Here is a 22,235-nt window from a genome sequence, read left to right on the forward strand (position 1 = left end):
TATGAGTGAAATAAAGATTGTTATGAACATACTTCAAAGGAATGATGAGATTACCTCCATAAATAAAAAATTGCTAGATGAAAAGGGGATTTATGTAATAAACTTAATGAGCTCACCTGGCTCAGGTAAGACTTCGCTACTTGAGCGAATAATAGCTAAGCTTAAAAATGATATAAATATTGCTGTAATTGAAGGAGATATTTATACAACGAAAGATGCGATGCGAATAGAGGCACAAGGCGTTCCAGTGGTTCAGATCAACACAGGAGGAGCATGTCACCTTGATGCAGAAATGATAAAAAATGCATTAAATACATTAACCCTTGATAAGATTGATTTACTAGTAATAGAAAATGTAGGTAATTTGGTTTGCCCCGCAGAATTTGAAATTGGTGAAGATATAAAAATTTGTGTTTTGAGCACTACAGAAGGAAATGACAAACCTTTAAAATATCCACTGATGTTTGAAAAAAGTGGTGTTATTGTTCTAAACAAACTAGATTTAATAGAATTTACTGATTTTAATAAAGAAGAGTTTTATAGAGATATAAAATCTTTAAATGCTAATGTGGATATATTCGAAACATCTTGTGTTAAAAATCAGGGTATAGATGAAATATGTTCATGGCTGATTAAAAAAATACAAGATAAAAAAATAAAATTTAAATAAATGAACTTTTCAATTTAGGAGGGAGTATTTTGCATGAAAGAAAACTTATAAAAAATGCCATAGATGAAATCCATAGAGGCACGTCGAAAAAAATTAATTTTGTATGGATGGAGGCTAACGGATGCATGGGAAATATTATTTCTTTTCTTAATGCAGATCAGCCAGATGTTCTTTATTTTGAGCAAGAAATGGTTGATTTAAAATTTAGCCCTAGCCTAATGCAAGAAGAAGGTGAAGTCGCCTATGAAAAATTCTTAGAAGTTTTAAATACAGATTTTATATTAGGAGTTGAAGGTGCCATTACTAATATGGATGAGGGCTTCTATAATATATTTGCAACCTATAAAGGCATTCGAATACCAACAGCGGAAGCTATTAATTTAGCGGCGCAGAAAGCAAAAGCAATAATAGCTATTGGAACTTGTGCTTCATTTGGAGGAATATCTGGAGCGAAACCTAATCCAACAGGATGCATAAGTTTAGGAAAATTTCTTGGACGTGATGTAATAAATATTCCGGGCTGCCCTGCAAACCCTTTGTGGGTTATGGGAACTATAGCTAGCATTATTCTTAATAAAAAGGTTGAAATAGATGAAAAGGGACGACCAATAATGTTTTTTAAAGAAAGCAACCATACTAATTGCCCAAGACGCTCATATTTTGATAATAAAGTATTTGCAGACAAGTTAGGAGAAAAGGAGTGCATGATAAAGGTTGGATGTAGGGGACCTATTACGAAAGCTTATTGTCCGCTTGGATTGTGGAATTCGAGAATTAATTGGCCAGTAGAGGCTAATACTCCTTGCATAGGTTGCGCTAGTGAATTTTTCCCGGATGGTACGGAGCCTTTTGTTAAGTACTGAAGAATTCTTAAAAATTTGAGTTGATAACAATTAATAGTTAAAATTTATTCCAAGGTGAGGTGACTAAGGTGACTACCAAAATAACTATAGATCCTATAACTAGAATTATGGGACCTTTAAGCATAGAAGTAGAAATTAAAAAAAATAAAATAGTGGATGCTAAAAGTGGTGGGATTCAGTTTAGAGGTTTTGAAAAGATGTTAATAGGACGTCCCCCATTAGATGCTGTATATTTTACGCAAAGAATATGTGGAATATGTTCTACATCACATGGCTTAGTAGCAAGTTTGGCACTAGAAGATGCATTAAAGGTAACGCCAAATGAGAACGGAGTAAAAAGCAGAAATTTTGCACATGGAGCTGAGTATCTTCAAAATATAATGAGGCAAATTTGTATTTTTGTATTTCCCGATTATGTAAATATAACAGTGGTTCCAGGAAGTTCAGACTATGATTTCAGACTTTCTGAGAAATACACAGAAAAAATAAATAAAGATTATGTGAAGGCGATAGAATGTAGTCGCCTTGCTCATGAAATTGTAGCCCTTATAGGTGGGAAAGTACCACACAATCATGGTGTATTTGTGGGTGGAACTACTGCAAACATGGATGCTTCTAAAATTATACGACTGAAATCCATACTTTATTCTATTAGTGAGTTTATGAAAAAAAATATGGTTGAAGATATAAATATCATAGCTCATTATTACCCGGAGTATTTTAAAATTGGTGGTGGAACAAAAAATCTTTTGACCTATGGACTATTTCATGATTTGAGTAATAAAGAAATGCAGTACGTTTTGCCCTCAAGTTATATTGACGGTGAGGTAGCTAATTTAGATATAAAAGCAATAACAGAGAGTTCAGCATTTTCTTGGTATAAAGGTTCTAAATCTAGTGAGGTTCCATCAAATTATCCAACTGAAACAGATATTAAAAAGCCGGGAGCCTACACATTTATCAAAGCACCTAGGTATAAAGACAAAGTTGTACAGGTTGGTCCACTTGCTCGTATGATTTTATCAGGTTCTTATAGAAATAGTATATCCACCATGGATAGGCTTAAAGCTCGGGTATTAGAAGGAAAAAAGCTTTGTGAAAAAATGCTTATAATACTTGATAACATAGAGCCTATACCAGCAGTACAGGAAAAATATACTATTCCAGATAGCGCACAGGGAATAGGACTTTGTGATGCTGTACGTGGAGCCCTTGGTCATTGGACTACTATAGAAAAAGGAGTTATAAAAAATTGCGACATAGTTACTCCTAGTGCTTGGAATCTTTCACCGATAGACGAGATGGGGCAGCGCGGAGCTCTTGAGAGCGCTCTCATTGGAACTGACATTCAAAATATTAAAAATCCTGTGGAGATAGGTCGCATTGTACGCTCATTTGATCCTTGTATATCTTGTGCTACCCATGTTAATACAGAATACGGTGAGCCCTATTATATAAATATTACTTAAGATATTTGAAATAAAATATAAGATATATTTTTATATAATAGAAGGAGAATAGAGATGAGTGAAATAAAGATTAATATGTTAAATACTAATGAGGAGATTCATGCAGAAAATAAGGAACTTTTCGATGAAGAGGGTATATTTGTTATAAATTTAATGAGTGCTCCAGGATCTGGTAAAACCTCAATACTTGAGAAGTTAATTCCAAAGCTTAAACAAAAATTGAATATGGCAGTAATTGAAGGAGATATATATACGACTAAGGATGCAGAACGAATTGAAGTTATGGGAGTTCCAGTAGTGCAAATTAATACTGCAGGGCCTTGCTATTTAGATGGAGGAATGGTAAGGGAGGCATCTTTGAATTTTGATTTAAGAGAGGTAAATCTAATTGTTATAGAGAATGTGGGATGCAATACTTCACCTGCTGAATTTGAAATAGGTGAGGATATAAAGATTTGCGTTCTTAGCGTGGCGGAAGGAAATGACAAACCTTTAAAATATCCACTTATGTTTGAAAAAAGCTCAGCAATAATTTTAAATAAAATTGATTTAATTAGATTTACGGATTTTAAGGAAGAAAAGTTTTATAAAGATATTAAACTAATAAATTCTAAGGCAAAGATTTTTCAAACCTCATGTACAAAAAACCAAGGAGTAGATGAACTGAGTGAATGGGTTTTGCATGAGGTAAATAAAAAAATAAGTATCCACAAATAAGAAATCCTGTTTATAGCAGGATTTTTTTTAGAAAGGGGTTGAACTAATATAGGTAAAAAAGTTATTGCTATAGGAAACAGGTTAATGATGGATGATGCAGTAGCAGTGATAATTCTAGAAAAAATAAAAAATAAACTAGAGGATAAAGATATAGAGACGATTATTGGGGAAACAGATGTGGAATTTTGTTTTTCAAAATTAAACAAGCAAGATGTATTTTATATTATTGATTCAACATATTATGGGAATTTACCGGGAACAGTAATTTTTAAAACTTTAGATGACATAAAAAAGGTTAAAGGGCAAAGTAGATCTATTCACTCTTTAGGATTAATTGAATTAGTGAATATGTATAAAATGAATATTAAGGGTTATTTTATAGGGATAGAAATTGCCAATATAGATATAAATATTGGGTTAAGTCATATTTTGGAGGGGCAAGTAGAAGACATAGCTAACAAGATATTGAGTTTTATTATTAATTAGAGAAAGAAAGTAAACGAGTATTGATTTTGACTGCTAGTTAAAAGAATGGTATACCTAAGAAGATTGATTATTATAATTATAAGGTACATAACTAATTAATAGTAAATTATGGTTATCAGTCATTACCTTAACATATAATTGAGGAGTGATAAATTTTGTTTGCAGATAAATTGTTTTATAAAACTTTATTAAAAAACATGTTTTCTGATCCGTTTGAAATTAAGTTTTTGGATGGGAGTGAAGAAAAGTACGGAGAAGGTAAGAGGAAATTTAAAATTATTATTAATGAGCCAATTCTAAAAGGGGACATTATGAATAATCCATCAGTAGCTTTTGGAGAAGGATATATGACAAAAAAAATAGATATAGAGGGGAGTATACAGACTGTTATAGAGTCCTTATATAACAACAAAGAAAGCTTTTTGAAAAAAAGTGCAATATATCAAAAGCTAATAAAAAAAATAAAAAGCAGCATAAAAAGAAGCAAAGATAATATAGAATTTCATTATGATATTGGTAATGATTTTTATAAGTTATGGTTGGATGACGGCATGAATTATTCTTGTGGATATTTTAATAATGATCTAGACTCATTAAATGAAGCCCAAATCAATAAAATAAATCATATTTTAAAAAAATTAAACTTAGAAGAAGGACAATCCCTACTTGATATAGGATGTGGATGGGGAGAACTTATAATTAGGGCGGCAAGACAATATAAGGTGAGGGCTATTGGAATTACATTAAGTTCAGAACAATTTCAAAGTGTTAATGAAAGAATAAAAGCAGAAGGACTAGAAAATTTAGTTGAAGTTAGGCTTCAAGATTACAGAGAAATAAGAGATGTAAGTTTTAATAGAATTGTTAGTATAGGAATGCTCGAGCATGTAGGAGAAGAAAATTTGTCTGAATATTTTAGTATAGTAAAAAATTTGTTGAAGGACAAAGGTCTTTCTCTACTTCATTGTATAACAGGAGTAAATGAAGGTGGTAACAATACATGGATAGACAAATATATTTTCCCCGGTGGTCATGTACCTGGAATCAAGAATATTATAACTGATATAGCAGAGCAAAATTTTGAATTAATAGATTTAGAAAGCCTTAGGAGACATTATGGAAAGACACTCGAACATTGGGCTGAAAATTTTGAAGAAGCACTTCCTATAATAGAGAAAAGTAAAGATGAAACCTTTATAAGGATGTGGAGACTATATCTAAATTCTTGTGCTGCATCTTTTAATTGTGGCAATATCAATCTTCATCAGATATTATTTGCTAAAGGTGTAAATAATGATTTGCCTTTGACAAGAGACTATATGGATAAATAATTAAAATTTTTCGATGTATTCTCGTTTGTGTGCTAATTAGAAATTTCTAATATTTTAGGGGATATTAAAAGCAAAATAGAAGAAGTATCCATAGAGATTAATGGACTTCAAATTTCAGCTGGCACAAGAAACAGCTGCTTCAGTTGAGGAAATTCTGGGCGGAATTAATGAACAAAACACGAGGATGGGGAATATTATTAGTTTTAAAGATTTAGAAGGATTTATTGGCGAACTTAGAAATGTAAAAACATAAATTCAAAGAAGTATATTAATATATTAATATATAAGATTACCTGAGGCTTTGACAGGTAATCTTATGTATTTGGCTTGCCTTTTGGTAAGTCTTTTTTAAATTATGTTTCTTTCAAAACATCTAACACATAACAATAATTTTATAGGGACTGGTTTGGGCTGGTATACTCCTTGTGGTAGCGCCATAAATAACAATTAGATTTCGATTTATTGGGTCTTTGGTAAAGGATTGCCCGTTTTCAAGTAATATCTGTGTCCATGGGGCAATGTTTAATTTTAAGTTATTATCGCTACTAACCAATTGATCGTTAAAGTAGTCTACTTTCACATTTTGATAGAGTGAATCTCTTGCCATAACAATTGCTCTGAATTGTGGTGGGAAAATGAGAGGAACAGCTGCATTTGCATCATAGAATCCAGTTACCATATCGCCAGGTGACACCATTACATGGTCTACAAAATAAGTAGTTGGTGTCACTACGAAATTCACTAAATTTCCATAACCGTTTTCTACTGACATTAATTTATAACATCCTAAGTCTTTTCCACTTGCATCTATCCAAAAATCATTAATCATTGTAACCATACCGTGAAAAGGTTTAAAACTTATCATATTAACTCCTCTATTCCTTTATTTTTAAAAGCATTGGAAACTACTAATATCTCTAAGATCCATTCCGAAATATACCCATCTGTTTCTATTCCAACGAAAGCCTGCTACAGATTTAGGACCCACAAATGTAAGCCATGCCCAGAAACTGTCACCCCTTCTTGGCCATATATATGTCATTCTAAAGCGGCAAAATCTAATTGCACCTTGATCTACAGCTAAAGGGGTAGCACCAAATTGTTGCGTTTTAGGCTGAGGTGGTGTAAAGTTTGGAGGTGGAGAAGTCGGGCCTACCGGGGGTCTTCCATGTTGTCCTTGTTGAGAGGGCGCCGGGCGAGCCATTTCTCTGTACGGGCACCCTAAAGGGAGATCTTGAGTTTGCTTACTATAGTCGTAACTTGGATCATAAAATCTAATAAAATCATTGTCAATATACATTAAATTAACTCCTAAAAGTATTTACAATATAGTATATGGTGTTCTAAGGATTTTGTTATTTATATTTTAAATTGTTATTACTTTTGGAATGGGTGAATTAGTTATAAAAGAAACTTATGATATGTATTTATCCATTATTTTTTTAATTTTAATTTATAAAAAAATGTTATAATTATATTTGTAATTATGAAATAAAATATTTATTTAAAGCATACCCGTTTGTAGGGTTATTTATTTTAGAGTAAATGGAAGGTGAATGTATATGGAACACAATAAAATAAAAACAAAAATTTTAAGACCTAGATTTGATAGCGATTTAGATATTATAGAATTGTCTAAAGAAAATATTGAGGATGAGAGTATATTTTCTTTTGGAACAATTAGTGATTGTACCTTAGAAAATCATGAAGCAGACAGGGTAACTTTTAAACAAGTAATATTTAAAAAGGTTATTTTCAATAAAATAACTTTTAGGCGGTTGGAAATGATGGATGTGAGATTTGAAAATTGTGATTTATCAAATGTAGATTTTAATGAAGCTTCATTACATAGAGTAGAATTTGTAAATTGTAAAATTATTGGCATTAATTTAAATGAAGCCACTCTTAGAGATGTTATTTTTGAAAATTGCAATGGTGAATTTGCCTTTTTCAGTTATTCTAATTGTAAGCAAGTTGCATTTGTTGAGTGTCAATTACGTTCTTCAGATTTCCAAAATTCAAAATTTTTAAAAGTTGAATTTCTAGAGTCTAATCTAATTCAATCTCAAATGAATTTCACAAGTCTTAAAGGAATAGATTTTACTAGTTGTGAAATTGAGGGTATTGGAGTAAATATTGCAGATGTTAAGGGTGCAAGGGTTACCACCATGCAAGCTATTTCATTGTCAAGCATATTAGGTCTCATTATTAAGTGAATTAATTTTGTAAATGATTGTTATTCCATAACAAACTAATATAAATATTAAGTTAATTTCAAAAGTATAGCAAGGTACTATACAAATCTAGCTTATTTTATTATAATTGGAAAATAGAGGTGAATTATGGATAACTTAATTTTATCAAATATTGTAGAAAAATTTAAGGAGAAAAATATAAAATCATGGTGGAATACAGATAAATGTTTCCCTACATTGAAGGTGGAAATTAGTTTTAAAGAAAAAATTTTACAAGAGAAGCATATGAATAAGTTTTTAAATGACCTATTTTTTCATCTTAAAAAATGTCCTAAAAATGAAAATGAGCAAGCGGATTGGAGAAATATTTTATGGTCTATGATAAAAACCTTTGGGCATTCTTGCGGATTTACTGAGGAGGAAATTAATGGCGATTTCTCAAAATCACTTCCATCAATAACTCATACATTTATTTGTGATGTTAAAGAATTTGATAATAGTATAACTTTAGATAAAATGGTCCAAGCCTTAAGAAATGTTTGGATTATGAATATACTTCAAGTTCTTTTTGACATTAAGGTGGAGTGTACCCCATCAGTTTTTGCTTATAGTATGCTTTACCCCTATACTGATAATTATTTAGACAGTACTGAAATATCTTTTGAAGAAAAGAAAGCAATAAATGAAAGATTTAAATTAAGGTTAGAAGGTAAACAAATAAAAGGGAGCAACCCCTACGAAGAAGGGTTATTTAAATTAGTTAGTATAATTGAGAGTCAATATCCTAGGGATTGCTATAGGGAGATATATGAGGGGCTTTTATGCATACATGCTGCTCAATGCAAAAGTCTTATACAGCAAAAGGGTATGAGATCACCTTATGAGATGGATATCCTAGGAATAAGTACTGAAAAAGGTGGTACCTCCGTACTTGCAGATGCCTACCTGGTTCATGGAGGGATGAATGATGCGCAAGCAGATTTTATATTTGCTTATGGAACTCTACTTCAGTTTTGTGATGATTTACAGGATGCAAAAGAAGATCTAAAGAATGGGCACATGACTATATTTTCTCAAACCTCTGAAAAATGGAATTTAGACAGTATTACTAATGCTTTATTTGATTTTTCTAATAAGATAATGGATTTAGATGATGGTTTTATTTCTAAGGAATCCCAAATGAAGAATTTTTTAAAGAAAAACTTAGTTTCCCTTATTTTTGAAGCAATTTCACAGAATTATAACTTATATAGCAAAGAGTATATTAAAAATATTGAGAAATACTATTCTTTTAGAATGTCATATACAAGAAAGCTCTATAAAAAGATAAAAAATAATTATTCGAATTTTGAGAGCATCCATGGATTCTCCATAGATGATGTTCTATTAATTGCAACGGATGTAAATTAAATTTAAACAGGGCCACTTACACTTTTTATTTATAAAAAAAAAGACTAATGACAATAATTAATCACGAGCCTTTTGATGGAAAGTATAACAATTTTCTCTACATATGTAACATCATTTTTATACAGTTTGCTAATAGTTGACCATGCATACTACATGCATGAATGCATTGAGCTAGAGTTAAACCAGTCATTTCAACACCTCCTTAAACTATCTATAATTATAATATAGTCTAAGGGTATGAAGATTTTATGAAGATTTAACAAAGGTAATTAGATGCTTGCTACTTTTTTATTCATATATCACTTTACTTACAGAGCGAAGTCTGCCTTTAATAGGAGTTTTTTGTAACACGTTAAATACTAATTCACCTTTATTATTTAATATTTCTACAAATGTAGATATATCAATTATATTGATGATTCCTATATCATCCTTTGTCATGCCTTCAATGTTGCAAAGTGTACCTACGATATCTGAAGCCCTCATCTTTGTTTTCTTACCAGCATTAATATGTAATTTCATAATTTCTTTGTCGAGTTCTGCGCCTTTCGCTTCTTTAATTTCAGGCCTTTTATTCATTTTATCATCAAACTCTTCTTTGAAATTATTCACGATTTCGGGTGAAGGGTGTTCCTTCAAAAGAATCTCTTTACCAATATAGTGCTCTATATCATCTAGAAACCTAAACTCATTTTTTGTTACAAAAGTAATAGCATGGCCTATTTTTCCTATGCGGCCAGTTCTTCCTATTCTATGAACATAACTTTCCTTGTCTTCTGGTATATCATAATTAATTACAAGGCTAATGTCATCTATGTCTATCCCTCTAGCTGCAACATCTGTAGCTACCAGATATCTAAAATAGCCTTTTTTAAAATCATTCATTACTCTTAATCTATCACTTTGCTCCATACCACCATGTATTTTCTTGCAAGTATACTCTAAATTTGCTAGTTTATTATAAACTGAATCTACCTTTAGTTTTGTATTGCAGAATATTATACAGCTATCAGGGTTTTCTACTATGGTTATATCTTCTAAAAGTTCTGTTTTTCTAAGTTCAAGTACGTCATATCTTTCTTGACATATGTTATCTGACGCTTTATTTTGTTCCTCTATTTTAATGTATACAGGCTCTTTCATGTAATTTCGTCGTAAAGTATCTATGTCTCTGGGCATTGTGGCTGATAATAACATAGTCACACGCTGCTTAGGCAAGCTATTTATTATTGTTTCTATCTGATCTACAAATCCCATATTAAGCATTTCATCAGCCTCATCTATTACAAGATATTTTATATTAGATAGATCAATTGTATCTTTTCCTATGTGATCTATAATACGGCCAGGTGTACCAACTACTACATGTGTTTTTTGCTTAAGTTCCTTTTTTTGATCATAGAAAGGGGATTGCCCATAAATTGCAGCTACCTTAAGTCTTTTAAATCTACCTATATTAAAAATATCCTCTTTGACTTGGATAGCAAGTTCTCTTGTGGGTGTAAGCACTAATGCTTGAGGTTTATTTTCTTCCCAATCAACTAATTGGCAAATAGGAATGGCATAGGCTGCAGTCTTACCACTTCCAGTTTGTGATTTTACGACTACATCTTTTTGAGCCAAAACTGCTGGTATAACTTGCTCCTGGACTTTTGTTAAAGCTTTGAAATTTAACATATTAATTGCTTTTAATATCTCACTGCTTAACTCATAGTCATTAAAACTTTCTTTTATCATTTGATCATCTCCAAATACTAATATGTTTTTAAACTGTTCATTTTAAATTGAAAAGAATGTTGCGGCGAGTATGATATAAACACTTACTAGCTGTAGTCCTTCTAACCAATTGGATTCTCCATCATTACAGACTTTATTAGCTATAATTACGGTTACGCCTAAAGCCACTATTTCATATGTATTGAATATTAGTGCCATAGGTTTAAATAGTAAACTTATCAAAACTAATATTGGTGCTATAAACAAAATTATTTGTAAACTTGAACCTATAGCTATTTCTATAGCAATGTCCATTTTGTTTTTAATAGCCATAGTTACTGCCGTTGCATGTTCCGCAGCATTTCCTATAATTGGTATTATTATTAGTCCGACAAATAGTTTGGATAAATGTAATTGCTGAGTCATTGGTTCTATATTGCCTACTAATAATTCACTTTCAATAGCTACAAATGATGTTGCTATTAATAAAATAGTTATAGCAGTAGATTGTTTCCATCTTTTTTCACAAATTTCATGGTCTACACCATATAAATCTTTATGCGTAAAAAATGAAAAATATAAACTACAACAATATACTATAAGCATTACTATTGCTATGATTACACTAAGGTTTTCAAAGTTAACCGGGTTTAAATCTGTTGTACTTAAATTTCCTGTACATACGGCAGGAATAACTAAACTTATTACGGCTAAAGTAAGCAAACTTACAGAAGTGTTTACACCCTCTTTGGCAAATGTCTGTCTTTTGGTTTTTAAACCTCCCATAAACATGCTCAGACCTAATACTAATAACACATTTCCTATCATCGAGCCTGCTATTGATGCTTTAACAATATCAAATAGACCTGCCTTTAATGCGAAAAATGATAAAATAAGCTCTGTTACATTGCCGAATGTAGCACTTAAAAACCCACCAAGTTTGGCTCCAGTATATTTTGATAATTCTTCAGTGGCTTCTCCTAGTAATGCTGCGAGCGGTACTATCGCTAGTGCAGTTATTAAAAATTGAACACTAGGTCCTCCTATTTGCATAAAGTGAAATAAAATACTAATAGGTATAAAAATTAATAGATAATACATCTTATTCATTTTGAATATCCCCCCCTAAATAATAAGGCCATTTGTTATCTTTTACATTATTGAATATTATTACCCAATATAATACTTAATTATAACTTATATTTATATTTTACATACACAATATATTTTATAAGTTACATAAATAGAAAAAAACCATTAAATAGTTTCCTATTTAATGGTTAAAATATTTATTGTTATATAACAGTAATATTTTCTGCTTGTGGTCCTTTATCGCCTTTAACTATGTCAAAAGAAACTTTTTGACCTTCATCAAGTGATTTGTAACCATCTGAATTTATTTGAGAGAAATGTGCGAAAACATCCACTCCGTCTTCTCCTGTAATAAATCCGAACCCTTTTTCTCCATTAAACCATTTAACTGTACCATTCATATAATGTATACCTCCGAAATTTTAATTTTCTTAAAGAATTTTAAAATAATTAAACAATAAAATTTTAATTTTGAATCAAAATACTATATTTTAAAAATAACATTTCAAATATATCTGTATTCAATTATTTACTATTCTTTTAAGTCATGCTTATAGTATCACATTTTATGATATAATGCAAGTTATATTAAGTATTTTGTCTTATGTGTGTATGTGAATTAATATAATCACATACACAAGAGTGTATATCCAACTTGTGAAAACAGATATTCCTGGTTAACAATTTTTGAGAACCACAAAAAAACAGAGTTGAACATCAACTCTGTTTTCATATTAGTCTTCTTTTTTACAGCAAGGATCAAGCTCTTTTTCACACTTAGGATCACAAGAAGGATCGCATGAAGGATCACACCAAGGATCGCACCAAGGATCAAAACGATCGTCACACCAATCTTTAGGACATTCATCATTATGAAGGTTTTTTTCACACTTTGACATACTATCACTTCCTATAATTAGTCAGTATATAATATGCGGCTTAAATTGCAAATGACACTATAACTAATACCTTTATAATGTTTTTGTCTGCTCACTAAAAATATTAATTTGATTTAAATGGTTAAGAATTTGAAGATAATAATCAGACTTTACTTGAACTGAAGAAATAAGTTTCTGAAGGTATTCACGTTCAGTTTTAGAACGATCACTAACATTTGTTAAGTTTTTGGCTATTTGTTCTATTTTCTGTATGTTTAAATTTTGAGATTCTTCAACTTGCTGCATATTATTATTAACAACGTTTTCTGCTAGAACAATATTATTTAAAAGAGTAGTAGAATTATCAATATGTTTAACGGTATTGGTCATAACTTTTTTACCTTCAATAGATTTATTGTTTAATGAACCCATAATAACATCCATATTTTTTAATGCATTCATTATATCTGTTGCACTATTTTTAGTAGATTCAGATAATTTTTTAATCTCATTTGCTACAACAGAAAAGCCACGGCCAGCTTCCCCTACTCGAGCAGCTTCAATAGCAGCATTCAAGGAAAGAAGATTGGTTTGACTAGCAATGTTAGTAATAATTGTAGCAAAATTATTTATGTTAGTATATTGGTTTTGCATTTGATTAAAAAGGCTTAATAAACTTTCAAATACAGTAGAAACATTATTCATTTCAACTGCTAAATTGTTAATACCAGACTTTGCAGAAGAAACCTCCTGAGATGAATGGCTTAAACTCTGAAAAACTACAGATACCTGTTTTTGGGTGTCATTTGCATTTTGTGATAACGATTGTAAATAAGATTCTACTTCTTCAATTTGTTTGGTTGTATAGCTTGTACCATTTAGCAGATCTGAAAAGCCGAAAGTTATTGTCCCTTCTTCTTTAAGTAAATTATGAATTTGTATGTTTGTTTGATTAGATAGTTCAAAAAGTTCTTCTAAATTATTGAACTCTAATGATTTACAATCTGCTTTATTAGGTGGAGGTGATATCTGAGCAAATTTGTCTGTATTTTTATTTTTAAAATTAAATATCATTTTATTATACCTCCTATTATTCCACTAGTAAAAGTACCATAGTTTGATTAAAGTGATTTTGGTAAAATTGTTCACCATAGCTAATAAATCCTGTTTGATTTTTACAAAGAGATAAAAGATTTGAATCTACACTTCCCCATAAATTTTTATCTAAAAACATTAAAGAACGAAGGATGCAGTTGATTGATAAAACAAAACTAGGTTTAAACGCAGCAGAGGATAGTGTTTCCTTCATAACTTGATTGTAATTAGCAAGCTGCAAGACCTCGACGAAGGTATTAGGAAGTATTTGGGAATAAAAAGTAATTGATTTATCTGGATTTATTTTCATAGGTGAAGCTATATTGATTTTATCTTTAGTAATTTTACCTAAGGGATTGTTCATGAAATGGTTAGGTAAATCGGCTTCCTTAATACCTAAAATTTTGGCATATTCAACAGATGCTAAATTATTGTTAAAAGTTTTTACGGTACGTTTAATAGGATCGGCATCAGTAACTAATAAATTTTTACCGGAAGGAATATAAATATTTTCTTTAATGAGTTGTGTTCGTCTTTTCATATCAAAAAAAATAGCAGCGCTATGAACTTTTTTCTTCCCAATATAAATCAGGGTTTTTTCAAATTTAAGATTGTCGCCAGCGCTTCCTCCAATAATTTTAAAATTAGAATCAGCAAAATAAAAAGTAGTTATTATGCTTTCCTCCATAGCAGATAGACCATCACAGAGTAATAAAGCAAAAGCATTAGGATTATTTTTTACTTTTTTATATGATTTTTGAAGTTGTTGAAGACTTTTAGCAGGTGGATACAATATTTCAACAATTTCAGCAAGTTCGGAGTCATATGAAAAACCAGTGATTACATTGTTTTTATACCCTTTAGAAGAAAATTCGCCAGAAGTTGAGCAAAGGATAACGTTATCTCCAACAGATAAAGATAAATTTTGAATTAAAGGAATCCCTGCAAATATAACAAATGAAAGATTAGGGTATTTACTTAGATAATCAAGGGTTTCATTTGAATTAGAAAATAAAAAAGAATTCATCAGTTATGCCTCCTTATAATTTATAAATTAGTAAGATTTACTTAAATATATGACAAAATTATGACATAAATATAAAAATCTATAGTATTGTTAATGTAAATTATAATCTTATTTATATTAATATTCAATATAAATATAAATTTGTCAATCGGTGTTTAAAATGTAATTTATGGTTAATTATTTAACTAAATTCTTCAAATAACACTGAAATTTGGGTTTAAAATTGTAGAGAAATTGGTGGAATTAATACCAGGATAGTGTATAAAGTGATATCCAAAAAAAAATTTATACTATAATATAAATATAGTGAACTTTTTAATCAGATTTACGTTTAAGGATTAGTAGGGGTGATTATTATTGGATGAGCTAGAGCTTATTAATAAAGCTAAGGATGGGAATAAAAGTGCTCTAAACACGCTTTTACAAGACAATATTAATATTTTAAAAGGGTATGTTGTTAAAATGGTAGGAGACCCCAACTTAGCACAGGATATTATTCAAGACGCATTACTTAAAGCTGTGCTTAATATAAATAAGTTTGAGCCTAAAGCAAAATTTTCTACATGGCTCATAAAAATAGCTACTAATGTTTACAGAGATTATTTAAGAAAGAATAAACATTTCCAGTTAGTAGAGGAAAGCTTAGCCGATAAAGGAAAACAAGTAGAGGATATTGTAATAGCAAATTATGAGTATAAAGAGATAATGAAAATAATTTTAAAGCTACCCTATGAGAAAAGGGCTGTATTTATTTTAAAGAACTATTATGGTTACAAATATGAAGAAATATCACAAATACTAAACTGTCCCATTGGAACAGTTAGGTCAAGACTTCATAATGCAGTAAAATATATAATAAAAGAAATTGAAAGAAAGGAGATTATTTAAATGAAGGATTTTGATAAAATTGAGAACTCTTTAATTGATGAATTTTATAATGAAGCCACGAAGAATATTGATAATAAATTAAAGTATAGTGATGAAGCCTCTGAATATAGAAGTAAGCTAAGTTCCGCGATCACGAAAATAGATGTGCTAAATGAAGACATATTTGATTTTCCGATAGATACCTTAAGCATAATAGAGCAAGGCGAGCTTATAAGAGAAAACAGAAAGGAAAATAAAGAATTCATTTTGTTTATATTATCATCCTTTATAATTCTTTCTTTATATGCCATGGCCATACTTAAAATAGATTCTAAGATACTGATTATTTCTCAGATTCTTATTGTAATCATTGCTCCTTGGATAATAATACCTATTTCAGTTAGCAAAAGAAAGAGAAGTGAAGTTTAATGGGGATTTCAAATAATCAACTAATTATATTACTAGTTATAGCTATTCCTATATTATTAATACAAGGAACTTGGGTCTTTTTTGATGCAAGAAAGCGTAAAGTAAAATATTATTGGCTTTGGGGAACTTTTGCATTGATTAATACTCCAGGTAATCTCCTTATTTATCTATTAGTAACACGAGTAATCTTAAATAACAAAAGGAAGAATTAGTTGCTAAGAAATTAGTAGCTAATTTTTTATGAACTTTTTGAAGATTATAACGTTATAGTTATGAAAATATAAAAGGGGGAATAATATATGTTTGAAGGAATGGCATTAATAGACGTAATAAAATTACTTGCACCTATAATTATATTGGAACTAAGTCTTGTGGTTTTCTGTTTATATAGATTAATAAAGGACAAAGTGAAATTTTTACCTAAGTGGGGATGGGCTTTAATTATAGTTTTTATTCAAGTGATAGGTGGAATAGCTTTTTTATTAATAGGAAGAGAGCGTGAATAAGATGATTAAAGTAATAAATATTAATAAAAATTATGGAGATATTGAAGTTCTAAAAAATATTTCTTTTGAAATAAAAAAGGGAACAATATATGGGTTTTTAGGTCCTAATGGAGCAGGGAAAACTACAACAATGAATATACTTTCAGGATTAATTAATTTTAATGGTGGAGAGATATATTTAGATGGAGAGGATTTTAAAAAGAATAAGAGACAATTATTAAAAAAAGTAGGATATTTACCACAAAATCCAGTGTTTTATAATTACATGAATGCTAATGAATACCTACACTTTATTGGTGAAATAGCAAATATGTCAGAGAAAAGTATAAGCGAGAGAACAATACAAATTTTGGAGGTTGTAAAGCTAAGTGCAGTAGCAAAGAAAAAAATAGGACAATATTCAGGGGGAATGAAACAAAGGCTAGGAATCGCAGTGGCTTTATTTAATAAACCGGAAATAGTTTTTTTAGATGAACCCACTTCTGCATTAGATCCGGAGGGAAGAATGGAAATACTAGAGTTTATAAAAGACTTGAAGTCGGAAGGAGTCACTGTTTTTTTGTCGACTCATATTTTGAGTGATATAGAAAGAATTTGTGATGAGGTAAGTATTTTGGATAAAGGGCAAATACTCGTTTCAGATAATTTAGAAAATTTAAAAAATAAATATATTCAACCTATATTTGATATAGAGTTTGAAAAATACCAAATAAATTTAGATAAAATTCTTTTGGACTTTAAATGGGTAGAAAAAGTTTTAATAAAAGAAAATAAGGCTTCTATTTATGTTAATAATTTAGATATTGCTAAATCTGAACTTTTGAAATTTCTTGTGTTGGGAGAAAATATTATTTTATCTTATGATTTAAGAAAAAGTAATCTTGAAGACATTTTTATAAGGATGGTGAATGAAAATGACAACATTTAAGGCGTATTTTAAAAAAGAAATAATTGAATCCAAAAGACAACACAAATATATAATACTAGCATTCGGAATAATTGCATTTGCTATTATTGAACCATTTATGTTAAAGTTACTACCAAAAATATTAGGGAATCAATTACCAGGAGATTTAAGTTCGCTTTTTGTTGCTACACCTAGGAGTGCGATTAATAATTACATTAAGGATCTTTTTCAAATAGGAAACTTGTTTATCATATTCACATTGGCAAGTAATTTAAATGATGAGATAAATGGAGAGAAATTCGTGTTCCCATATTCTAAGGGAAGTAAGCCAATTGGAATAGTGCTTGCTAAAATAATTCATTATACTATTGTGGTAACAATATTTACCTTCATAGGATTTATAATATGCTCTTATTATGGAGGTATTTTGTTAAAAGGAGAGAAGGTTAGTTTATTAGGTATTCTGAACTCGACTCTTCTGATGTCTGTATATTATTTTTTTAATATAACTTTGGTAACACTTTTTAGCAGCTTTGTAAAAAAAGGTGTAACAGCAGGTTTTATAACTATTATGATAACTTTCTTAAGTGCTATTTTTGTAAATATAAATACAATTGGAAAATTTATTCCATACAAATTAGTGGAAGGAGCAAATTTATTTACAATAGAAGGATATTCTTTTACTATAATAGTTTCCATTATATGTAGCATAATTTTTATAATAGCTACTATTTATAAGATGAACAAAGTTGAGGTAATTTAATAGCAGTGCCTTGATATCTTAAATGAGCGCTTTGCTCGAGGGAAAATTACAGTAGAAGAATATAACCAAAAGAAAAAAATGTTATTAAATGATAAAGAAAAGTGGTTTTAAAGTTGTTTATGGACCAGTTAGAGGAGAAGATATACCTTGCTTTCTAAATAATGAAATGAAAACAACATCAGAAATGCGTAGAGTAAGATTTAATTTTCTTGATAGAATCGTTTTAACTCCTATTGAAATTGTAGGGTCTTTAAAATTTTCTCTAATGGTTTTTGGAATAATGTTTTTATTTAACTTACTTGAGATAGGGAATTTTAAAAGTATTGACGTAATTGCTTATATTGGAGCCCTTTTGGCAGGTTGCCTAGTAGTACCTATGTTATTACCCTGGATACCAGGTAGAGCATTTTCATTTAAAGGTTGGCTAATTGGGCTTTTATGGTCAATAGCAGTAATTGTTTTAAATGTAGGGAGTGCTAATTTTAGCTTATTAAGTTCAGTAGCATATATATTGATTTTACCATCGGTAGCTTCATATTATGCTATGAATTTCACTGGATGTTCAACTTATACTTCATTGTCTGGAGTTGTTAAGGAAATGAAAGTAGCTTTGCCATTTATCGCCATCTCAATAGTTTTAGGAAGCATACTGTTGTTAGTTAGTAATTTTGTAAGCTAACAATTTTTAAGGAGGGATATTTATGAAGCATAAGTATTTGAAAAATGTGGTAACCCTTAAACTTATACAAGAAAAATGTATTGGCTGTGGAATGTGTTTGAATGTATGTCCTCATGGTGTATTTGAACTAAAAGAGGGTAAAGCACAAATTATTGATAAAGATTCATGCATGGAATGTGGAGCATGTGCAAAGAATTGCTCATGTTTAGCTATTGATGTTAAGAGTGGAACAGGCTGTGCACAGGCAATAATAGTTGGGAAACTTACAGGAAGTGAACCTAATTGTGGGTGTACTGATGATAACGACAGTTGTTGTTAGAATAATTGTATTTTAATTACTACATTCATATTGTCATGATATGATAAATCTTGAATAACGAAGATAGAGATTACTCTATTAAAGATAGAGATTACTCTATCTTTTTTTTCTCCACAATTGCCACACAATCGTTTTATATAATGAACTTATATCGAGGAAGACAAATTAATTCTCATTGATTAGAATTAAAAAGGCGAATTTATATAAAATGAAAGGATAGGGTGATATTATGAAGAAATCAAAGATAGGTTGGAGCTTAGTATTAATTTTTTCTACGGCCGCTCTTATTGGGTATGGTGCTTGGAGTCTTCAATACGCAAACCGTAATGGAGCATTCACGGTTACTCCTAATAATCAAGGGGTGACAAATTCCCCATTAAATAGGAATGGAGGACAAAATGAAAATAATTATCAAAACTATGGCGGTATGATGAATAGGTATAATGGTAGTAATGAAAATTTTAACAATAGTGGAAGCAATAATTTTGGAGGAATGATGGGTGGATATGGGTATCAAAATGGGGCAAGCAGCATTTGTCAATATCCTAGTCATGCAGCAAATGTATGGAAAGTTTATTATTAAATAGATACACTTTAATAAACTAAGAAAGTTCACAAATATAAAGGAGGATTTTATTATGATGTTAATACCAATTATTCTCGTTGCAATTATTGTATATGCTATATTTAAATTATCAAGCCATTCGGATCGCAATGGTAACTACAATAATACAGGTAGTAGTAGTAGTTCTCTTAATATCTTAAATGAGCGCTTTGCTCGAGGGGAAATTACAGAAGAAGAATATAACCAAAAGAAAAATATGATTTTAAAGGGATAAAAGTAAGTATATTAAAAGAAAAAGATGAATGGGAGGATATGCTCTAATCTCTATTCATCTTTTTTTTATTGAATTTTTCCAGATAATGCTATAGTTCTATTAAAATATAATAGTTCGCATATTACATTGATGCATAAATTTTTTTTCGCCATAAATGCAATATGAAGGAATATGAAATATAGAAGTCATAAAAATAAACTTTATGACATTATTTATGTCATATATAGCACCAATACATAAAAAAATGATTTTATAAAAATAAAACTTGCATTCTAAAATACATGATGGTAGAATAGGCTACAATAAATGGATTAAAAGAAGTTATATATTTTAGGGGGGCAACAATTATGAAAAGAAAATATCTGGCTATTATGCTGACAGGAGTGCTTGTACTAAGTGCTGTACTTACAGGTTGCGGAAGCAGTTCAACTACTGCCACAAAGACTGCAACACCAAAGACAATAATTTTTTCTCAAGGAGCAGATCCTAGAGGTCTTGACCCAGCTTTTGTCGATGATGGTGAATCAGCAAAAGTTATGTGTAATATTTATGAAGGTTTAGTTAAATACAAAGATGGTTCAACAGATATTGAACCTAGTCTTGCTACAGATTGGACAATAAGTCCTGATGGAAAAGAATATACTTTTAATTTAAGAAAAAATGTTAAGTTTCAAGACGGAACACCTTTTAATGCAGATGCTGTTGTATTTAATGTAGAAAGACAAATTCCTCCAAAGGCTACAGAGGATATGCCATATGCATCATTTACTTATGGACCAGTAGTTAAAATTGAAAAAATAAGCGATTCATCTGTTAAATTTACATTGAAAAGTAAATATACACCTTTTCTTGCAAATCTCGCAATGACTCTTGCTGCTCCAGTTCTTAGTCCAACTGCGGTGGCAAAATACAAAGGTAAATTAATGGAGAATCCAGTTGGAACAGGTCCATATACTTTTGTATCTTGGGATAAAAATCAATCGTTAAAACTTAAGAGAAATGATTCATATTGGGGAGTTAAACCAAAGGCTGACAACGTAGTATTTAAGTTTACTAAAGAAAATTCAGTTCGTGCCAGTGATTTAATGACTGGTGGAACAGATATAATTGATGGTGTTGATCCTAATGATATAGCTAAATTAAAATCTAGTAATATGAAAATATATCAAGCGGATGGAATGAATATTAATTATATGGCCTTTAATTGTTCAAGAGCACCATTTAATGATCCTAAGCTTCGTGAGGCTATATCACATGCTATAAATCGCGATGAATTAGTTAAGTATTTATATCAAGGATATGCAAGCGTAGCAAATAGCCCACTTCCATCATTCATACCAGGTTATGATAAGACAGTGCAACCTTATAACTATGATGTGGCAAAAGCAAAACAATTGCTTAAAGATGCTGGTAAATCAGATTTGAAAATTAAGATTATTACTTATTCAAACCCAAGACCTTATAATTCAGTTGGTGGACAAAAACTTGCAGAATCAGTTCAGAACTATTTAGCAAAAATCGGTGTAACTGCAACAATAGATTCTTACAATTGGACTGATTATAAAACAAAGGTAGCTAATGGAGAAGGAGATTTATTCTTCTACGGTTGGACAGGTGATAATGGTGATGCAGATAATTTCCTTTCATTATTTGATTCACATGAAATCAAATCCACTTTGAATTCAGCTAAATATTCAAATCCAGCAGTGGATGCCTTACTTGTACAGGGTAGATCATTACCAAATGGAGCAGCACGAGATAAAGTTTATCAAGAACTTCAACAGATAGTTTCAAAGGATGCAGCATGGCTTCCATTATCTCATTCACAAGTTCTTGCAGCATATTCACCTAAGGTTACTGGTTTTTCAGTACATCCAACAGGATCAGTATTTTTTAGTGGAGTAGATAAATAAGTATATTCTGAAAAATTTTTAAGTGGAATATCGTATCGTGCGGTATTCCACTTTTTTAAGATTT

At 30.3% G+C, this 22,235-nt stretch carries 28 protein-coding genes; 20 read left to right on the forward strand and 8 right to left on the reverse strand.

The genetic code is table 11. The features are described 5' to 3' along the window. Position 1 precedes the first annotated feature (1 nt). The 7 genes from hypB (VIM70_RS10280) (at position 2) to VIM70_RS10310 (ending at position 5,789) form a co-directional block, all read left to right on the forward strand. Entirely contained in the window at positions 2-670 is a 669-nt protein-coding gene (gene hypB / locus VIM70_RS10280; protein WP_331945665.1) for a hydrogenase nickel incorporation protein HypB, read from the forward strand. A 29-nt stretch (positions 671-699) separates the two neighbouring features. Next, positions 700-1,533, forward strand: coding sequence for a hydrogenase small subunit (locus tag VIM70_RS10285; RefSeq protein ID WP_331945666.1), 834 nt, complete (start codon positions 700-702; stop codon positions 1,531-1,533). A 68-nt stretch (positions 1,534-1,601) separates the two neighbouring features. Next, the gene (locus VIM70_RS10290) at positions 1,602-3,002 is read left to right on the forward strand and encodes a nickel-dependent hydrogenase large subunit (protein ID WP_331945667.1); all 1,401 of its coding nucleotides are present in this window, start codon (positions 1,602-1,604) and stop codon (positions 3,000-3,002) included. A gap of 54 nt (positions 3,003-3,056) precedes the next feature. Next, the gene (gene hypB / locus VIM70_RS10295; RefSeq protein WP_331945668.1) at positions 3,057-3,719 is read left to right on the forward strand and encodes a hydrogenase nickel incorporation protein HypB; all 663 of its coding nucleotides are present in this window, start codon (positions 3,057-3,059) and stop codon (positions 3,717-3,719) included. A gap of 48 nt (positions 3,720-3,767) precedes the next feature. Beyond that, the gene (locus VIM70_RS10300; RefSeq protein WP_331945723.1) at positions 3,768-4,205 is read left to right on the forward strand and encodes a hydrogenase maturation protease; all 438 of its coding nucleotides are present in this window, start codon (positions 3,768-3,770) and stop codon (positions 4,203-4,205) included. Positions 4,206-4,360: 155 nt separating this feature from the next. Next, positions 4,361-5,536 carry a cyclopropane-fatty-acyl-phospholipid synthase family protein gene (locus VIM70_RS10305; protein WP_331945669.1) on the forward strand — a complete coding sequence of 392 codons (1,176 nt, stop codon included), beginning with the start codon at positions 4,361-4,363 and terminating at the stop codon, positions 5,534-5,536. Positions 5,537-5,636: 100 nt separating this feature from the next. Next, the gene (locus VIM70_RS10310) at positions 5,637-5,789 is read left to right on the forward strand and encodes a hypothetical protein (protein WP_331945670.1); all 153 of its coding nucleotides are present in this window, start codon (positions 5,637-5,639) and stop codon (positions 5,787-5,789) included. Positions 5,790-5,909: 120 nt separating this feature from the next. On the opposite strand, the gene VIM70_RS10315 is transcribed toward VIM70_RS10310, so the two are convergent. Together VIM70_RS10315 and VIM70_RS10320 are read right to left on the reverse strand one after the other, a co-directional pair. Then, complete coding sequence (locus VIM70_RS10315) at positions 5,910-6,401, reverse strand: hypothetical protein (RefSeq protein ID WP_331945671.1); 492 nt, start codon at positions 6,399-6,401, stop codon at positions 5,910-5,912. A gap of 24 nt (positions 6,402-6,425) precedes the next feature. Next, positions 6,426-6,836, reverse strand: coding sequence for a hypothetical protein (locus VIM70_RS10320; protein WP_331945672.1), 411 nt, complete (start codon positions 6,834-6,836; stop codon positions 6,426-6,428). Between the two features lie 262 nt (positions 6,837-7,098). Here VIM70_RS10320 and VIM70_RS10325 point away from each other — a divergent pair, with 262 nt between their 5' ends. Then, entirely contained in the window at positions 7,099-7,752 is a 654-nt protein-coding gene (locus VIM70_RS10325; RefSeq protein ID WP_331945673.1) for a pentapeptide repeat-containing protein, read from the forward strand. 126 nt (positions 7,753-7,878) lie between these two features. Beyond that, a complete protein-coding gene (locus VIM70_RS10330) occupies positions 7,879-9,141 on the forward strand; it encodes a hypothetical protein (RefSeq protein WP_331945674.1) in 1,263 nt (420 codons plus the stop codon). 288 nt (positions 9,142-9,429) lie between these two features. On the opposite strand, the gene VIM70_RS10335 is transcribed toward VIM70_RS10330, so the two are convergent. The 6 genes from VIM70_RS10335 to VIM70_RS10360 form a co-directional block, all read right to left on the reverse strand. Further along, positions 9,430-10,878, reverse strand: coding sequence for a DEAD/DEAH box helicase (locus VIM70_RS10335; RefSeq protein ID WP_331945675.1), 1,449 nt, complete (start codon positions 10,876-10,878; stop codon positions 9,430-9,432). Positions 10,879-10,920: 42 nt separating this feature from the next. Then, positions 10,921-11,967, reverse strand: coding sequence for a calcium/proton exchanger (gene cax, locus VIM70_RS10340; RefSeq protein WP_331945676.1), 1,047 nt, complete (start codon positions 11,965-11,967; stop codon positions 10,921-10,923). 185 nt (positions 11,968-12,152) lie between these two features. Then, the gene (locus VIM70_RS10345) at positions 12,153-12,350 is read right to left on the reverse strand and encodes a cold-shock protein (protein WP_331945677.1); all 198 of its coding nucleotides are present in this window, start codon (positions 12,348-12,350) and stop codon (positions 12,153-12,155) included. Between the two features lie 333 nt (positions 12,351-12,683). Then, a complete protein-coding gene (locus VIM70_RS10350; RefSeq protein WP_331945678.1) occupies positions 12,684-12,848 on the reverse strand; it encodes a hypothetical protein in 165 nt (54 codons plus the stop codon). Positions 12,849-12,920: 72 nt separating this feature from the next. Beyond that, the gene (locus VIM70_RS10355) at positions 12,921-13,901 is read right to left on the reverse strand and encodes a methyl-accepting chemotaxis protein (protein ID WP_331945679.1); all 981 of its coding nucleotides are present in this window, start codon (positions 13,899-13,901) and stop codon (positions 12,921-12,923) included. 16 nt (positions 13,902-13,917) lie between these two features. After that, positions 13,918-14,949, reverse strand: coding sequence for an FIST signal transduction protein (locus VIM70_RS10360; protein ID WP_331945680.1), 1,032 nt, complete (start codon positions 14,947-14,949; stop codon positions 13,918-13,920). Positions 14,950-15,306: 357 nt separating this feature from the next. Between VIM70_RS10360 and sigY the strand changes: the two genes are divergently transcribed. The 11 genes from sigY (at position 15,307) to VIM70_RS10410 (ending at position 22,171) form a co-directional block, all read left to right on the forward strand. Beyond that, positions 15,307-15,837 (forward strand): RNA polymerase sigma factor SigY, encoded by a 531-nt coding sequence (gene sigY / locus VIM70_RS10365; protein WP_331945681.1) that lies wholly within the window; start codon positions 15,307-15,309, stop codon positions 15,835-15,837. Continuing rightward, complete coding sequence (locus tag VIM70_RS10370) at positions 15,838-16,245, forward strand: hypothetical protein (RefSeq protein ID WP_331945682.1); 408 nt, start codon at positions 15,838-15,840, stop codon at positions 16,243-16,245. It abuts the gene before it with no gap. Positions 16,246-16,544: 299 nt separating this feature from the next. Continuing rightward, a complete protein-coding gene (locus VIM70_RS10375) occupies positions 16,545-16,751 on the forward strand; it encodes a PLD nuclease N-terminal domain-containing protein (RefSeq protein ID WP_331945683.1) in 207 nt (68 codons plus the stop codon). 1 nt (position 16,752) lies between these two features. After that, a complete protein-coding gene (locus VIM70_RS10380; protein ID WP_331945724.1) occupies positions 16,753-17,679 on the forward strand; it encodes an ABC transporter ATP-binding protein in 927 nt (308 codons plus the stop codon). Continuing rightward, positions 17,666-18,421, forward strand: a complete 756-nt coding sequence (locus VIM70_RS10385; protein ID WP_331945684.1) for a hypothetical protein — start codon at positions 17,666-17,668, stop codon at positions 18,419-18,421. Before VIM70_RS10380 ends, VIM70_RS10385 begins: the two co-directional genes overlap by 14 nt. Before the next feature lie 15 nt (positions 18,422-18,436). Beyond that, positions 18,437-18,532 carry an SHOCT domain-containing protein gene (locus VIM70_RS23430; RefSeq protein ID WP_414648704.1) on the forward strand — a complete coding sequence of 32 codons (96 nt, stop codon included), beginning with the start codon at positions 18,437-18,439 and terminating at the stop codon, positions 18,530-18,532. Then, a complete protein-coding gene (locus VIM70_RS10390; protein ID WP_331945685.1) occupies positions 18,510-19,100 on the forward strand; it encodes a hypothetical protein in 591 nt (196 codons plus the stop codon). Before VIM70_RS23430 ends, VIM70_RS10390 begins: the two co-directional genes overlap by 23 nt. Positions 19,101-19,122: 22 nt before the next feature. Continuing rightward, positions 19,123-19,419 carry a mercury methylation ferredoxin HgcB gene (hgcB, locus tag VIM70_RS10395; RefSeq protein WP_331945686.1) on the forward strand — a complete coding sequence of 99 codons (297 nt, stop codon included), beginning with the start codon at positions 19,123-19,125 and terminating at the stop codon, positions 19,417-19,419. A gap of 229 nt (positions 19,420-19,648) precedes the next feature. Next, positions 19,649-20,002 (forward strand): hypothetical protein, encoded by a 354-nt coding sequence (locus VIM70_RS10400; protein WP_331945687.1) that lies wholly within the window; start codon positions 19,649-19,651, stop codon positions 20,000-20,002. A 55-nt stretch (positions 20,003-20,057) separates the two neighbouring features. Beyond that, on the forward strand, positions 20,058-20,258 hold the full coding sequence (locus VIM70_RS10405; protein WP_331945688.1) for an SHOCT domain-containing protein: 201 nt from the start codon (positions 20,058-20,060) through the stop codon (positions 20,256-20,258). A 347-nt stretch (positions 20,259-20,605) separates the two neighbouring features. Then, positions 20,606-22,171 (forward strand): ABC transporter substrate-binding protein, encoded by a 1,566-nt coding sequence (locus VIM70_RS10410; protein ID WP_331945689.1) that lies wholly within the window; start codon positions 20,606-20,608, stop codon positions 22,169-22,171. Positions 22,172-22,235 lie beyond the last annotated feature (64 nt).

The organism is Clostridium sp. (genome assembly GCF_036569345.1).
Classification (GTDB): Bacteria; Bacillota; Clostridia; order Clostridiales; family Clostridiaceae; genus Clostridium_AD.

Excerpts from the sequence above, each read along its gene's own strand:
- hypB (WP_331945668.1), top strand. The coding sequence starts at position 3,057 with ATGAGTGAAATAAAGATTAATATGTTAAATACTAATGAGGAGATTCAT.
- VIM70_RS10335 (WP_331945675.1), bottom strand. The coding sequence starts at position 10,878 with ATGATAAAAGAAAGTTTTAATGACTATGAGTTAAGCAGTGAGATATTA.
- VIM70_RS10390 (WP_331945685.1), top strand. The coding sequence starts at position 18,510 with ATGATAAAGAAAAGTGGTTTTAAAGTTGTTTATGGACCAGTTAGAGGA.
- VIM70_RS10370 (WP_331945682.1), top strand. The coding sequence starts at position 15,838 with ATGAAGGATTTTGATAAAATTGAGAACTCTTTAATTGATGAATTTTAT.
- VIM70_RS10360 (WP_331945680.1), bottom strand. The coding sequence starts at position 14,949 with ATGAATTCTTTTTTATTTTCTAATTCAAATGAAACCCTTGATTATCTA.
- VIM70_RS10355 (WP_331945679.1), bottom strand. The coding sequence starts at position 13,901 with ATGATATTTAATTTTAAAAATAAAAATACAGACAAATTTGCTCAGATA.
- VIM70_RS10315 (WP_331945671.1), bottom strand. The coding sequence starts at position 6,401 with ATGATAAGTTTTAAACCTTTTCACGGTATGGTTACAATGATTAATGAT.
- cax (WP_331945676.1), bottom strand. The coding sequence starts at position 11,967 with ATGAATAAGATGTATTATCTATTAATTTTTATACCTATTAGTATTTTA.
- VIM70_RS10330 (WP_331945674.1), top strand. The coding sequence starts at position 7,879 with ATGGATAACTTAATTTTATCAAATATTGTAGAAAAATTTAAGGAGAAA.
- VIM70_RS10310 (WP_331945670.1), top strand. The coding sequence starts at position 5,637 with ATGGACTTCAAATTTCAGCTGGCACAAGAAACAGCTGCTTCAGTTGAG.
- VIM70_RS10410 (WP_331945689.1), top strand. The coding sequence starts at position 20,606 with ATGAAAAGAAAATATCTGGCTATTATGCTGACAGGAGTGCTTGTACTA.
- VIM70_RS10385 (WP_331945684.1), top strand. The coding sequence starts at position 17,666 with ATGACAACATTTAAGGCGTATTTTAAAAAAGAAATAATTGAATCCAAA.
- hgcB (WP_331945686.1), top strand. The coding sequence starts at position 19,123 with ATGAAGCATAAGTATTTGAAAAATGTGGTAACCCTTAAACTTATACAA.
- VIM70_RS10405 (WP_331945688.1), top strand. The coding sequence starts at position 20,058 with ATGATGTTAATACCAATTATTCTCGTTGCAATTATTGTATATGCTATA.
- hypB (WP_331945665.1), top strand. The coding sequence starts at position 2 with ATGAGTGAAATAAAGATTGTTATGAACATACTTCAAAGGAATGATGAG.
- VIM70_RS10375 (WP_331945683.1), top strand. The coding sequence starts at position 16,545 with ATGTTTGAAGGAATGGCATTAATAGACGTAATAAAATTACTTGCACCT.
- VIM70_RS10400 (WP_331945687.1), top strand. The coding sequence starts at position 19,649 with ATGAAGAAATCAAAGATAGGTTGGAGCTTAGTATTAATTTTTTCTACG.
- VIM70_RS10350 (WP_331945678.1), bottom strand. The coding sequence starts at position 12,848 with ATGTCAAAGTGTGAAAAAAACCTTCATAATGATGAATGTCCTAAAGAT.
- VIM70_RS10345 (WP_331945677.1), bottom strand. The coding sequence starts at position 12,350 with ATGAATGGTACAGTTAAATGGTTTAATGGAGAAAAAGGGTTCGGATTT.
- VIM70_RS10325 (WP_331945673.1), top strand. The coding sequence starts at position 7,099 with ATGGAACACAATAAAATAAAAACAAAAATTTTAAGACCTAGATTTGAT.
- VIM70_RS10380 (WP_331945724.1), top strand. The coding sequence starts at position 16,753 with ATGATTAAAGTAATAAATATTAATAAAAATTATGGAGATATTGAAGTT.
- VIM70_RS10320 (WP_331945672.1), bottom strand. The coding sequence starts at position 6,836 with ATGTATATTGACAATGATTTTATTAGATTTTATGATCCAAGTTACGAC.